The sequence below is a fragment of the Thermoactinomyces vulgaris genome, assembly GCF_005886755.1.
GTDB lineage: Bacteria > Bacillota > Bacilli > Thermoactinomycetales > Thermoactinomycetaceae > Thermoactinomyces > Thermoactinomyces vulgaris.
In genome coordinates this window covers 270,113-283,978 of sequence record NZ_CP039710.1, presented here as the reverse complement: position 1 = coordinate 283,978, position 13,866 = coordinate 270,113, and the positions used below count along the sequence as shown (strand labels likewise).

At 48.6% G+C, this 13,866-nt stretch carries 12 protein-coding genes; 2 read left to right on the top strand and 10 right to left on the bottom strand.

Going from position 1 to position 13,866, the window contains the following annotated elements; genetic code table 11:
* Positions 1-128: 128 nt before the first annotated feature.
* From FA954_RS01535 to speE, 5 genes are all read right to left on the bottom strand, one after another.
* A complete protein-coding gene (locus FA954_RS01535) occupies positions 129-1,595 on the bottom strand; it encodes a protein kinase domain-containing protein (protein WP_049720729.1) in 1,467 nt (488 codons plus the stop codon).
* 214 nt (positions 1,596-1,809) lie between these two features.
* Positions 1,810-3,480 (bottom strand): arginine--tRNA ligase, encoded by a 1,671-nt coding sequence (argS, locus tag FA954_RS01530; protein WP_049720730.1) that lies wholly within the window; start codon positions 3,478-3,480, stop codon positions 1,810-1,812.
* Complete coding sequence (locus FA954_RS01525; protein ID WP_037996352.1) at positions 3,467-3,907, bottom strand: YwiB family protein; 441 nt, start codon at positions 3,905-3,907, stop codon at positions 3,467-3,469. Before FA954_RS01525 ends, argS begins: the two co-directional genes overlap by 14 nt.
* Before the next feature lie 125 nt (positions 3,908-4,032).
* Positions 4,033-4,908 carry an agmatinase gene (gene speB / locus FA954_RS01520; RefSeq protein ID WP_037996353.1) on the bottom strand — a complete coding sequence of 292 codons (876 nt, stop codon included), beginning with the start codon at positions 4,906-4,908 and terminating at the stop codon, positions 4,033-4,035.
* Complete coding sequence (speE, locus tag FA954_RS01515) at positions 4,898-5,749, bottom strand: polyamine aminopropyltransferase (protein WP_037996355.1); 852 nt, start codon at positions 5,747-5,749, stop codon at positions 4,898-4,900. The genes speB and speE overlap by 11 nt, the downstream gene beginning before the upstream one ends.
* Before the next feature lie 193 nt (positions 5,750-5,942).
* Between speE and FA954_RS01510 the strand changes: the two genes are divergently transcribed.
* Entirely contained in the window at positions 5,943-7,988 is a 2,046-nt protein-coding gene (locus FA954_RS01510) for a transglycosylase domain-containing protein (protein ID WP_049720731.1), read from the top strand.
* A 43-nt stretch (positions 7,989-8,031) separates the two neighbouring features.
* Here the strand turns inward: FA954_RS01510 and FA954_RS01505 are convergent, their stop codons facing one another.
* The 5 genes from FA954_RS01505 to FA954_RS01485 all read right to left on the bottom strand — a co-directional run bounded on the left by FA954_RS01505 (position 8,032) and on the right by FA954_RS01485 (position 12,856).
* Entirely contained in the window at positions 8,032-8,262 is a 231-nt protein-coding gene (locus FA954_RS01505) for a hypothetical protein (protein ID WP_049720732.1), read from the bottom strand.
* Positions 8,263-8,452: 190 nt separating this feature from the next.
* Positions 8,453-8,953, bottom strand: coding sequence for a YwhD family protein (locus FA954_RS01500; RefSeq protein WP_037998157.1), 501 nt, complete (start codon positions 8,951-8,953; stop codon positions 8,453-8,455).
* Between the two features lie 18 nt (positions 8,954-8,971).
* Complete coding sequence (locus FA954_RS01495; protein WP_037998160.1) at positions 8,972-11,026, bottom strand: sensor histidine kinase; 2,055 nt, start codon at positions 11,024-11,026, stop codon at positions 8,972-8,974.
* Between the two features lie 312 nt (positions 11,027-11,338).
* Entirely contained in the window at positions 11,339-11,905 is a 567-nt protein-coding gene (locus FA954_RS01490; RefSeq protein WP_037998162.1) for a hypothetical protein, read from the bottom strand.
* A 201-nt stretch (positions 11,906-12,106) separates the two neighbouring features.
* A complete protein-coding gene (locus tag FA954_RS01485) occupies positions 12,107-12,856 on the bottom strand; it encodes a YheC/YheD family protein (protein WP_037998165.1) in 750 nt (249 codons plus the stop codon).
* A gap of 290 nt (positions 12,857-13,146) precedes the next feature.
* Between FA954_RS01485 and yycF the strand changes: the two genes are divergently transcribed.
* Complete coding sequence (gene yycF, locus FA954_RS01480; RefSeq protein WP_231855191.1) at positions 13,147-13,860, top strand: response regulator YycF; 714 nt, start codon at positions 13,147-13,149, stop codon at positions 13,858-13,860.
* Positions 13,861-13,866 lie beyond the last annotated feature (6 nt).

The window sequence follows — 13,866 nt, the reverse complement described above, 5'->3', positions numbered from 1 at the left end:
GTATGAATCAGACCAAATTCCTCCTTCCGCGGTTGGTGCCGAAAAATAATCAGAATTGTGCTTAAAATTCATCACTATCCATTGTACCGCATTATCCGGACAAAAAACAGGAGGGGATTTCCCTCCTGTCAATCGGATTTTTTCTCTCCTTCAGATTCGGGGACCGTTCCCCACATCTGCAATAAATTGTCGATGGTGTATTTTTCTTTCCGGTTCTCTGATTTCTTGTCGAGACTGTATATGGTGATTTTGGCAATTCCCTCACCCGATATGGGCATGATCGCTTCTTTGGGAATGTTGACTTCAAAATCCACCGTTGTAAAATCTTGATCCTTGTCTTTGTGAAAGGTGACCGAACGGCCGTTTAACACCGACCGAGAACTGAATCCATCCACCACATAAATATCATAATAAAAAGTCCGTCCCTTAAGGTCATTGTTGACTTTGAGGGTCACCTCGTACTCGCCGTCGGCTCCCTTCACCTCAAAATCACGAAACATTTTGCTTTCGGTCTTTTCTTCTTTGGGTATTTCCTTCCACCATTTATGGTTCCATTCAGGCCGCGACTCGTTTGCCGGTGTTTGCGAAACCGTCGGGGAGGAAGAAGGAGGATCCGGCTTTTTTTCCTGCTTGGTTTCCCCGATCATTTTGATGCCGAATGTCAGCAGGAAAAGTCCGACAACCGCCACACCGGACAAGATCCCGATTTTTTTGGGGCTGAATTTGGTTGATTTTTTCTTCTTCGGCCGGTCCACCGGCAACATATAAGCATCCGGCTTTTCCAGGGCTTGTTGCAAAGCGTGTTTCAATTCCACTGCCGTTTGGTACCGTTTTTCCGGATCCTTTTCCAACGCCCGCATCAGCACTTGCCGCATCGATTCAGAAATATCCGGATTGTAAGTTGTCGGGTCCGGAACCGGATCGTGCAAATGTTTCAAGGCAATGGAGATGGAACTGTCCCCGTTAAAAGGAACTTTTTTGGTCAACATCTCATAAATCACGATTCCCAATGAATATAAATCCGAAGAGTAGTCCACCTTTCTCCCTGAAGCTTGTTCCGGGGAGAAATAATGAACAGATCCCATGACATAACCAGTTTTGGTTTTGACGGTGGCGGCACTGGGCAAATGCGAAATCCCGAAATCGGTCAGCTTGTAACGTTGGTCGGAACCGACCAGAATATTGTGCGGTTTGATGTCACGGTGAATAATCCCGTGACGATGGGCATGAGACAAACCGTCACATATCTGTGAAGCAATTTTCACCGCTTTTTCCGGCGGGAAAGGACCTTCTTTTTTAATGAGGTCAATCAACGACGGACCGTCCACATACTCCATCACCATGTAATAGATGGAACCTTCCCGCCCCACATCATAGACACTGACAATATTGGGATGGGACAAACTGCCGGCCGCTTTCGCCTCCCGGATAAAGCGCCGGACAAAATCCTGGTCATGAATCAGCGAATTGTTCATCACTTTGATCGCAACATACCGGTCAATCACCAGGTCCTTTGCCTTGTATACAACCGCCATGCCGCCCCCGCCCAGAGAGTGAAGGATCTCATATCTCTCCGCCAGCTTCATTCCTTCCATAATCATTCTATCTCCTTAATCGCAGTGTTTATTATCCAAATCATTTCTTTCATTCCCAAGCCACGAAAAAAGGTCTGAGCATCTCTATTAAAACTCGGTTTTCAGCGATAGAATGTTACATTTTTTCAAACATTCATTCAACATGTGAAAAATACCCCTGTGATGATGGCATAAAAAAAGCCAGAAGGGATTTCCCCCTCTAGCTAGTATAACATTACATTTGCTCCGGTGCGTCCACTGCGATCAAATTTAATCCGTTCCGGATCACTTGGGCAATGCCTTGAAGCAAAGCCAGTCTGGCCCGCGACAGGTTGACATCATCGCTGATGACGCGATGGGCGTTGTAATAACGATGGAAGTCGGAAGCCAACTCATACAGATAACGAACCAACTTGTGGGGGGCCAGCTGTGCGGCCGAGGAAGCAATCTCGCCCGGAAAACTTCCCAATTTCTCCAACAAGTCGTATTCCTGTTCCTCCCGGAGCAATTTCAAATCTTCGCGGTCTCTGGAAGGAGTGATGCCTTTTGCCTCCGCCTGGCGAAACACGCTCATCATCCGGGCATGGGCATATTGGACATAGTAAACCGGGTTTTCATTGGACTTGGAAACCGCCAAATCCATGTCAAAATCCAAATGCGTGTCCGGACTTCTCATGACAAAAAAATACCGGGCGGCGTCCGTTCCCACTTCTTCCATCAAATCGACAAGTGTCACGGCTTTGCCGGTCCGTTTGGACATCTTGACCAGTTCACCGTTTTGGAACAATTTCACCATTTGCGTAATCACGATTTCCAATTGATTCGGGTTATAACCCAAGGAAGCCAGCGCTGCTTTCATCCGGGCGATATAGCCATGGTGGTCGGCTCCCCAAACATTGATCAACCGGTCGAATCCCCGGTGGAATTTATTGCGGTGATAAGCGATATCCGGGGTTAAATACGTGTAAGAACCGTCTTTTTTGATCAGGACACGGTCTTTGTCATCCCCAAATTCCGTGGACTTCAGCCACAAAGCCCCGTCCTTTTCATAGGTGTAACCCCGTTCCTTCAACGCCTCCAGGGTTTCTTCCACGGCACCCGATTCATAAAGCGAGGTTTCGCTGAACCAGACGTCAAATTCCACACGGTATTTGGCCAAATCTTCCCGGATTTTGTCAAGCAGGCGCTTTTTCCCGTATTCACGCAATTTTTGAATCCGTTCTTCCCGGTCGATCTTTAACAGGCGGTCGCCTTCTTTCTCCACCAGCTCTTTGGCCAGGTCGACGATATCTTGCCCGCGATAACCGTTTTCCGGGAAGGAAACGGGCTGCCCCAGCTGTTCCAGATAACGGGCTTCCAGCGACAAAGCCAACATTTGGATTTGGTTTCCGGCATCATTGATGTAATATTCACGGGTGACATCATATCCGGCAGCTTCCAACAGATTGCACAAGGCATCGCCCACCGCCGAGCCTCTGGCATGGCCCAAATGAAGGGAACCGGTCGGGTTGGCGGAACAAAACTCGACATTTACTTTTTCGTTCTTCCCGGCCGGGGATTGTCCGTAATTTTCTTTTTGGCGGTCGATCTCATCCAAAACATCGACCAAAAAGCTGCGGTCCAAGAAGAAATTGATGAACCCGGGGCCTGCGATCTCGATTTTTTCAATGTGATTCTTCTCTTTGTCCAAGTGTTCCACAATTTTGGCCGCGATTTCACGCGGATTTCTGCGTGCCACTTTGGTCAGTTGCATGGCAAGGTTGGTGGCCCAATCCCCGTGCTCTTTTTCCCTCGGCACTTCCAGCAAAATCTCCGGAATCTCTTTTTCTTCAGCAAGTCCGGACTGAATCACCGCTTGTTTCAGTTCCTGTTTCAACGTCTCTTTTTTCTGCTCAAGCAGACTCATTCCATGATCCTCCCATCCACCGTAAACTCAACTGGTATTTTCCTAAATTTTGTTGACCCATATGTAATAAAAAGGAAAAATCAATCCATCCTTCCTGCCCTTTAAGTTTCCGCTCATACGCCAACGTGGTGACTTCCATTTCCGTGGTCCCGGCAGGTGTGTGAACCACGCTTCCCAACGTCTTCCCCGGTTCGTAACTTTGCCGGTAGGAAACAGCGCCTTGCCGGATGATCGTGACTCTTTCCGGCATGGACTTGACGGAGGTTTTCACTTCCTCCCGGGTTCCGCTGTTTTCCTCGTATTTCAGGATCCACTCTCCGTTTTCCTTTTCTTGAAAGCGGCCGTTCACTTCTTGTTTGATCACATCCGGTTCCTGGTCCGGTTCCGATTGAATGACCGATTCAATATAGATCTTGACCGGAATCATCATCCTGCCCCTTTCTGTCTAATATTAGTATCTTATCACTGGTTTTTGCCGTTTGCCAATCTTGAAGGCAGCATATGAAAAAACCCCCTTTATAAGGGGGAAACGGCACCGGACGTGACGTTTTTTTACGATTTTACAAAACCGAGCAGCATTTCGCGAACCAGTTTCGCCGCCAAAATGGGGGTTTGCTCACTGTGATCGTAGCAAGGCGCCACTTCGACCAAATCGGCACCGACCACACGCACTTCCGACCGGGCGATCGCATGGATGGCCTGCAACATTTCCCGCGTCGTGATCCCCCCCGGTTCCGGCGTTCCCGTTCCCGGAGCGTGCGCAGGATCCAACGCATCGATATCGATGGTGACATACACCGGACGCCCTTTTAGTTCCGGCAGGCATTGATTCAACGGCTCCACCACATCAAACGGATAAAAATGAATCCCGGCCTCCCCGGTATACATCACTTCTTCTTTGGTCATGGAGCGGATGCCAAACTGATAAAGATTTTCTCCCCCGATCCGCTCGGCGATTTTGCGCAAAGGGGTGGCATGGGAATAAATTTCCCCTTCATAATCGGTACGCAAATCGGCATGGGCATCGATATGGATCACCGCCAGGTCGGGATAAGCCCGATAAACTTCCTCCACCACCGGCCAGGTCACCAAATGTTCCCCTCCGAGCCCCAAGGGGAATTTCCCGGCATCCAGAACTTTTCTCACGAACTGCCTGATACACTGCAAGCTTTTTTCCGCATTCCCGAAAGGAAGGGGAATGTCCCCGGCATCAAAATAAACCACTTCCGACAACTCGCGTTTTAAATAGTGGCTGTATTCCTCATGAACCAGGGAGCTTTCCCGGATCCTCGCCGGGCCAAAGCGGGAACCCGGGCGAAAGCTGACGGTCCAGTCCATCGGCATGCCATAAATCACGGCTTGAGCCCGGTCAAAATCATCGCTTGCTCCGATAAACACGTTTCCGGAATACTTCTCGTCAAAGCGCATCGTTTTCCTCCCCATCCTCTAACAGCTCCTCAACAAACCGGGGCAAATCGAACAAAGCATGATGCATTTTCGGATGATAATAACGGGTGTCCAAATCGCGAATGGACTGTTCATCCACATCGAGCGGATCATATTTTTTGGACCCGATGGTAAAGCTCCACAATCCGCTGGGATAGGTGGGAATGCTGGCCGTATAAAGGCGGGCGATCGGGAACGTTTGGGAAATGTCCCGGAACACCTGGCGGATCAGCGGCCGGTTAAACCACGGGGATTCCGTTTGGGCAACCATGATCCCATCTTCTTTCAAAGCTTCGTAAATCCCTTCATAAAACGGTTTTTGGAACAGTCCCACCGCCGGCCCGACCGGTTCGGTGGAATCCACAATAATCACATCGTATTTTCCTTTATTCTCCTGAATATGGCGCACGCCGTCCGTCACTTGGATGTCCACCCGCTCATCGTTCAACTTGCCGGCAATTTGCGGGAAATATTTTTTGGAGGTTTCAATCACTTTTCCGTCGATCTCAGCCAAAACCACTTTTTCGACGGAAGGATGGCGCAAAACTTCGCGGACGACGCCTCCGTCTCCGCCACCGACAATCAAAACATGTTTCGGCTTTGGATGCGTGTTCATGGCCACATGGCTGATCATTTCATGATAAACAAATTCATCGCGGTCGGTGGTCATCACCATTCCGTCCAAAACCAGCATCTTGCCGAATTCTATGGTATCTATGACATCCAAAGATTGATACTCTGATTTGTCGTGATATAAGGTTTGCTTAATTTTTGTGGTAATTCCGTGGTTTTTGGTTTGTTTTTCCGTATACCACAATTCCATGTCCATCTTCCATCCAATCTCCTTTCATCCTGTCCACACTGACCAGATCCATAACATACTAAGAATAATGCATGTTTTAAGTGGTTACAATCATTTTTCCCGGGAAATACAAACATAATTTTTTCAGGTATATTTTTCCTGATGGCTCCGCATAATACCCTTTGTCAACTTGTTGGAAGGAAGGAGCCTATTTGTGAATAAACAGGATTTCCCAACCGGTGTCCAACCCGGGCATGTCCCCCGCCTTGCGAAAATCATCCTGCGTCTTGCACGCATGATTAAATTGGCATTCATCAGCGTCATCCTTTTTTCCCTTTTCTGCGGGCTTGCCTTACTGTACCTGAAAGGGCGCCCGCTCCCTCCTCCCGATACATACGCCAGTTCCATGATGCTGGATGACCGTGGAAGGGTGATCGGCTCTTTGGATCACGGGGAACCCCGGGACATCATCCGTTTGAATCAACTTCCCAAATCTTTGATCCATGCCACCTTGGCGGCCGAGGATAAAGATTTTTACCGCCATCACGGATTTTCCGTTTCCGGAATCGTGCGGGCCGTTCTCGCCAACTTAAAAGCGGGCGGGGTGGTGCAAGGGGCCAGCACCATCACCCAACAATTGGCCCGAAACCTTTATTTGACGCATGACCGGACCTGGACCCGGAAACTGAAAGAAGCGATCTATACGTTGCAATTGGAGTTGCATTACACAAAAGATGAAATCCTGGAACTGTATTTCAATGAGATCTATTACGGCCACGGGGCTTACGGAATCGGACGGGCCTCCAAAATGTATTTCAACAAAAAGCCGGAAGAATTGAGTTTGGCTGAATCCGCCCTCTTGGCAGGGATTCCCCGCGGGCCTTATTATTATTCCCCTTACCGCCATCTCAACCGGGCTAAAAAGCGGCAACATCACATCCTGGATCTGATGGTGAAAAACCGGTTCATCTCGCCGGAAGAAGCCGAAGCAGCCAAGAACCAGGCCGTCAGCATGCATCCCTTGTCCCGATCCAAGCCGGCCAAAGCCAGTTATTTCCGCGATTACATTATCCAAACCGCGGTCACCCGGTACGGGCTGGACGAATCGCTGGTCAGAAGCGGCGGGCTTAAAATCTACACCACCTTGAATGCAGACATGCAAAAAGCGGCGGAAAAAGCGGTGCAAAACCATACCCAAAATGACAAAGACCTGCAAGGAGCCCTGATCTCCGTGGATCCGGCGACCGGTCACATTAAAGCCATGGTGGGGGGGAAGGATTATCAACAATCTCAATACAACCGGGTTTTTGCCCGGAGACAACCCGGTTCGTCCTTCAAACCCGTCGTCTATTTAAGTGCATTGGAAAACGGTTTTACCCCCCTGTCCAAAATCATGAGCCGTCCCACCATTTTTCAATTCGGCGGGGACACTTACACGCCCCGCAATTTTCATCAGCACTATGCGAACCGGCTGATCACGTTGAGAGAGGCGATTGCCCGTTCGGATAACGTTTATGCCGTTGGAACGCTGGCCAAAATCGGCACCGAACCGGTGATCGAAACCGCCCGCCGGCTCGGGATCAAAAGCCCGATTCAAGCGACCCCTTCGCTGGCCTTGGGAAGCTATCCCGTTTCCCCGTTTGAAATGGCGCAAGCATATGCCACTCTGGCAGCCGGCGGCATCAAAAAACCGCTAATCGGGATTACCAAAATCGTCGATCCGTTTGGACGGGTCCTGGTCGAAGAAAAGACCGCACCCGAGCGGGTGGCTTCTCCGGCACACACCTTTGTGCTGACAAAACTGCTGGAAAATGTGTTGAAACCGGGTGGCACCGGTTACCGGGCAGGACATCTGTTCCATCAGCCCGCGGCAGGAAAAACCGGAACCACCGATTGGGACGGATGGTTGTCCGGATACACACCGAATTTGGTCACAACAGTGTGGGTGGGTTATGACCAAGGGAAAAAGCTTCCTTATCACAAAGCGCGTCTCGCTCAAAACATTTGGGCCGAGTACATGAATAAGGCAACCGGAAAGCAACCGGCCCGTATCTTCGCCATGCCGTCCGGTGTAAAGGCCGTCTATGTGAATCCGGAAGAAGGGAACATCGCCGCCCCCGGGTGCATGGGTAAACAAGCATATTTGGAGTATTTTGTGGCCGGCACCGAACCGGTCGTGTCCTGCACTCCGTCTCATATCCCCCGGAAGAAAAAGCCTTCCATGCTGGAACGTTTCCTCCGCTGGTGGAAACACGGATAAAAAAACACCCCGGCTTTATGGATGCCGGGGTGTTCCCGTATTTTCAACAATCTTGGCTTCCTCCCACTTCTCCCTCTCCATCGGCAAACAAACCGTCATTGTAGATGGTGATCATCCCTGCTGATTCCAATTCTTGCATCACTTGGAACATGCTTTGTCTTTTGTGTTCCGGCAAGGACCGGACATATAAGTTGATTTGTTGCTTGGGGACATTGGCCCGGTAATGGACTCCCCCGTGTTTGGCAAAAAGATCGACCGAATTGAAATCACGCATGAAAAAACGCCTCCTTTGCCATTTATGTTGACTCAAAGGAGACGAAAATATCATCCATTTCCAAATAAAAAACAGCGAGCGGGTATGCTCGCCATTTCCGTGTCCTAGCAAAAGATTCCGAAACCACAAATCAAGTGTACCCCTGCCGGTCAACCCCGGCAAGATATATGTTGATTTGTTCACGAACCGTTCACTTTTTGGACAATTGTTCCTTCAACTCATCCCCACTGTTTTCCCACATTTCCTTATTATGCCGGATCAAAAATTCCTTCAGGGCTTCTCTCTCCCGGCCGCCCAACTCGTTGATTTTGATTTTGCGCTTCAGGGCATCATCCATCCGGTTCACGTGAAAGGCCAGATTTTTCCACCCTTTCCGCTTTTCCCGGTCAATGCGCATCGGACAAGCGGTAACGCCTGCATAGTAAGGCCCTTTTTCGCTCCGGTCGGCGGCCACCCAGATAACCCAATAGTCCTTTCCTTCCGGAACTTCTTCCGGATTGGCCGTAAATTTGATGCCGCGCTCCACCGCACTTTTGGCATGAAGAAGCCCCAAATCGATTTTTACTTCATCCCCGTCAATCAGAAGTGAGGACAAATTGCTGAGATTCAAAGTTCCGGTATAGTAACTGCCGTGGATGCTGTTGGATGTGTTACCGAGAATCTGAAATTGCGTCTTCTTTTTGTCTGCCATTCTTCATCCTCCTTCCTTTTATTTTACAGCACGTTCAGCCCGATGGGCAAAATCGGTTTTCTTTTTTTCGGATAACCCTTTTCGATCCGCCCTGTTTTCTTCTTTCAGGCGCTTATGGCCGGTGATCGGGCTTACCTTTGCTTCCTCCTTCCATTTCAAGGCGATGGTGCGTTCCGCTTTTTGCATCATGGCGGCAATTTTCCGGGACACTTCCGGGCTGATCGAGACTTTTTTTCCGCCGGCTGCCGGCTTCTGTAACACGGCAACTTCCCCCTGTTTTTGCTCCTCTTTCCTCGGTTCCGCCTTTTGAACGGAAACGACGTTTCTTTCCGGTGCCCCCGGATCGGGATCCGCCTCCAGATGGTGGTTTTGGCCTTCATCAACTTCTTGGCACAAGCTTGCTTGTTTAAGTGGCAGATAAATCTGGAAAGTGGTCCCACGGCCCGGACGGCTGTTCACCGTGATTTGCCCGCCATGCTCCGAAATAATGCGCTGACAAATGGAAAGCCCCATGCCGGTTCCATCGCCTTTGGTGGTGAAAAAAGGATCGAAAATCCGGGAGAAATCTTCCGGATTGATTCCGTTTCCATTATCTTTGACAGTGAGCAGGACATACTGGTTTACCCGCTTCCAGCCCACTTCCACCCTTCCTTTTTCGTTCAGGGCTTCCAACCCGTTTTGGATCAGGTTGATCAAAACTTGTTTGATTTGTTCCGGATCCGCCTCGATCTCCATGTCTTCCTCCGGCGGATCTTGTTTCAATTCATGCCCCATCAACAACGATTTGGGTTCCAATAAACTTAACACGTCACTCATCAACTGATTTAAAGAAAAGCGCGTCACTTGTTTCGGCTTGGATTCACTCAGGTTCAAAAACTGTTTCAAAAGATCGTTGATCCGGTCAATCTCCGGCAAAATGATGGACTCCCATTTTTTCACGGCTTCCGATTCCGCCGCCGATATCTGCACAAATCCCCGGATCGACGTCAACGGATTGCGGATTTCATGCGCCAGCCCCGCAGCCAGTTGGCCGACCGCCGACAATTTTTCCATATGCCTTCTTTGCTCCTCCTCTTTGTGGCGAATCCGGTTCTGTTCAATCCGCAACCTTTCCTCAGCCAAGCGGATCAATTCCCCTCCGGTGCTGGCTTCCCGCGGATAACTGGCAAACCCGACGCAATATTGAATGATGCTTTGCTCGGTGCGGATGCCGGCCATGATCGCTTCAATGGTCTCCAAAAGACGACGCAACACCGATTCGTCCCCCATCAATCCGATCGCATACTGATCCCCGTCATAGCGGGCCAGCTTGGCAGAAGGAGGAAGATGTTTTTTCAGTTGACGGGCAATCTGCACAAGAATGCGGTCGCCCGTCTCAATGCCTTCTTCAATGTTGATTTGCCTGAACGAATTCAAATCAATGCAAATCACGTGATAGGCCGTTTCCGGCCAAAACCGCGACAAACTGCGAATCACCTGCTCCTGAAAACCGTGAAAGTTATACAGTCCCGTGAGCGAATCCCGGAGATACGTCTCATCCAGTTCCCGCTGGAAATCCCGGAGACGCTGATTTGCCTCATTCTTTTGATCAACGAGGAAACGGATTTTTTCCCTTTGTTTTTGCAATTCAAAAAATATATCCCGCACATGATTTGCCATCCAGGTGACCCATATAAATAAAAGCCCGTGGCTGATCAGCTCAATGATCATCAACCGGTTCCAAACCGTCAACGCCGAGATGACCAAATACACAGACAAAAAGGCAACCGCCACTTTATAGCTTTTTTCCTCATTGGACCGAAACAGGACATATCCCAATACAATCAGGTAAACAGTTAAAATCGGGATGGATAAAGTAAATAAATCCAATAATGCAATGGTCAACAAAACGGAAGCCATATATCCGTAGCGCGGAAACCGTTCCATCGTTTTTTTCGGAATCAATAACAAAAAGATCAACAATCCCGTGACCAATCCGACACTCATCCAATGCAAAAAGGGGTAGGCCGAAAATAATTTTTGGATTTCATAATAGAAAAAACCCTTTTCTGCCAGTGCATAATAATCCAACACGATGATCCGCACTCCCTTAGTTGCTATATTTTGTCAAAATTCATTCTTTATCTACATCCAGTGCAATTATTCTTCGTTGATTTCTTCCACTTGCAAATAAAATAATCCTTCAAACCTTGTTTTATTCGACAAAAATTGTCAAACTTCGATCCTCTGTCTGAAATCAAGCCAAATAAAATAGAGCCCGCACTCAACAGTAAACGGACTCTTTCATTCCTTCTGCCTGATTTTCCTCCACACTGTCATTCCTCTTTTTCCCATGATGTCGTTCATCTTTGTGTGCATTTATCTTTCCGTCATCAAACCCGCTTGTCATCCCAGATAGTTGACCAAATGGCTGAATCCTTTGGTGGCTTTATCCTTCCCCTCTGCATCCCCTTCGGTCGGGTACGGTTCTTCCATCGCGATCTGTTCCCGTTTGAGCAGGGTCAATTTTTGCGTGTCGTCCGGATAAGGGCGGTACATGCCTTGGGCTTCATGGGCCTCCATGCCGCCGTAAGGGACTTGTCCCATCATACGTTGCGGATATTGCGGTTGTTCATTCAGCAATGTGTGAACCACCGTTTCCTTCAAAATGTTTTTGATTTCCTCACTGCGGTAACCGCTTTCCAGCCCTTTGATCCATTGATAAACCGGACCGTCTTCCGGGGTGAACGTGACATTCCGCTGGGTGGGAACATACTCGCTTCTTTTTTGGATTTGCTCTTTCAACTGTCTTGCATCACAAATGGATTGCAACGGGAAATAGTTGTTTCTCAGATAAGACTGGATGCAGTATTTGACCAACATCGGGAATTGGCCTTTCGGCAAAATTTCGTACCAATAACGAACCAACCGGTCCTTTTTCCCCAGATATACGCCAACCGTAATGGAAGACATAAATACACCTCCAAAAAATCGTTAAAAAATTTTAAATACCTAGAATTAATATTAATGGTAACAGGTGTTATACAAGAACGTCAACGGGAAGACTTTGTCGAAACATGTTATATATTTTCGAAAACGAAAAAAACATGCTTTGCGCATGTACAAATCATTTAACCCGCAATGGTTTGCGTGATAATTTTTCTTCTTAAATTTTTAAACGATCATGGCATGGTTTTTCAAAATTCGACGGTACATCCGGGGATTATTCAAAGATCGGAACATTTTAAAGTCCGGACGGGTGTTGACTTCAAAAATCCAGATCCGCAAATCTTTATCCACCCCCAGATCAATGCCCAACTCTTTTAAACCGGGGAAAGCCGCATTTAATGTGCGGGCCGTCTCTTTGGAAAGCGCCTGGATCTCATTCATTAAATGAATCGTCCGGCTTGGATGCCCCGCCACCTGACACAACGCATGTTTTGCTTCCACCGGCAATCCTCCCTTGCAATGGTTGGTGACAATCTTGCCGGGAGCGGCCACCTTGGCGCAAACTCCGGTGATGTGCCAACGATGAAAAGGCTTTTGCAGATGAACCCGCAAATCAAACGGGCGTCCGCCGATTTCCCCCAGATCGATTCCCTGTTGGATGATATAGTTTTTCCCGGGGTGCATGCATTGGTTTAAATAATGGAAAAGCTTCCGGATCTCAATCACTTTTTTGCGGTTCAAAGTGCGGATCTCAATTTGCCCCCAACCTCTTTGTAACAACCGGACCGCCCCTGCACCGCCTCCTCCTTTATCCGGTTTGAGAAACAAAGAAGTGTGGCGGCCGAGCATCCGGATCAGGTTCCGGGGACTGAAAAGTCTTGTTTCCGGAATGTAGGGCCGGATCCGTTGGTTTTTCATCAGGACCATGGTCTTCAATCTTTTGCTGGCAACTTGCTGATACGGCAATGGTTTCAATGGCGCTCCCCCCCTTTTTTTTGTATCCTATTCCAAAGAAAGTCGCATGGATCAGGAATAAAAAGCCCAATTTTCGTAAAACCGGTCTCCGGGAGATTTTTTAAGGTTCCGTGGATTTCCATCTTTTCGTCTGTTTTCTCTGAATTCCGATGTTAAAATAAGACATAAAAACAAATTGTACACATGAAGGCAATTGTGGGAAAATGGTTTTAACTTTTTTCTTTTTTGTTTCTGAAACCAGTGGATGACCATAAATTCTCCGATTCCTGAAAACCTTGGGAGGGATGGGCTTGAGCGCCAAAATTTATGTCGTCGAAGATGAAAAACCGATTGCAGACATCATCCAGTTCAATCTGGAAAAAGAAGGATACAGCGTGGAATGCATTCATGATGGCAGTGAAGCCATTCAAAAAGCTTTGTCCTCACCTCCGGATCTCATGCTTTTGGATCTGATGCTGCCGGGCGCCGACGGCATTGAAGTTTGCCGGCAGGTGCGACAGCGTTATCAATTTCCCATCATCATGCTCACCGCCAAAGATTCGGAATTGGACAAAGTGCTCGGACTGGAAATGGGCGCGGATGATTATGTCACCAAGCCTTTCAGCAACCGGGAACTTTTAGCCCGGATCAAAGCCAATTTGCGGCGGACGCAAACGCTGAAGCAGGCAAATGCCGAAGAAGAAAAGAAAGGCACATTAAATGTCGGGGAAATTTCGATTGACCCCAACAGCTTTGTCGTCACCAAAAAAGGGCAAACCGTGGATTTGACCCATCGGGAATTTGAGTTGCTCCTTTACCTGACCAAACACGTCAATCAGGTTTTGACCCGGGAGCATCTTTTGCAATCCGTGTGGGGATATGATTACTTCGGGGATGTACGCACGGTGGATGTGACGATCCGGCGGTTGAGGGAGAAGATTGAAGATGATCCGGGCGCTCCCCAATATATCATCACGCGCCGCGGGATCGGTTACACGATCCGGGATCCTTATTCGAAACAGTAGCCGGGT

Coding starts and splice junctions, on each gene's coding strand:
- FA954_RS01500 (WP_037998157.1), bottom strand. CDS start 8,953: ATGGCAGACAAAAAGAAGACGCAATTTCAGATTCTCGGTAACACATCC.
- speB (WP_037996353.1), bottom strand. CDS start 4,908: ATGCGCTTTGACGAGAAGTATTCCGGAAACGTGTTTATCGGAGCAAGC.
- FA954_RS01490 (WP_037998162.1), bottom strand. CDS start 11,905: ATGTCTTCCATTACGGTTGGCGTATATCTGGGGAAAAAGGACCGGTTG.
- FA954_RS01525 (WP_037996352.1), bottom strand. CDS start 3,907: ATGATTCCGGTCAAGATCTATATTGAATCGGTCATTCAATCGGAACCG.
- FA954_RS01505 (WP_049720732.1), bottom strand. CDS start 8,262: ATGCGTGATTTCAATTCGGTCGATCTTTTTGCCAAACACGGGGGAGTC.
- FA954_RS01535 (WP_049720729.1), bottom strand. CDS start 1,595: ATGGAAGGAATGAAGCTGGCGGAGAGATATGAGATCCTTCACTCTCTG.
- speE (WP_037996355.1), bottom strand. CDS start 5,749: ATGGAATTGTGGTATACGGAAAAACAAACCAAAAACCACGGAATTACC.
- argS (WP_049720730.1), bottom strand. CDS start 3,480: ATGAGTCTGCTTGAGCAGAAAAAAGAGACGTTGAAACAGGAACTGAAA.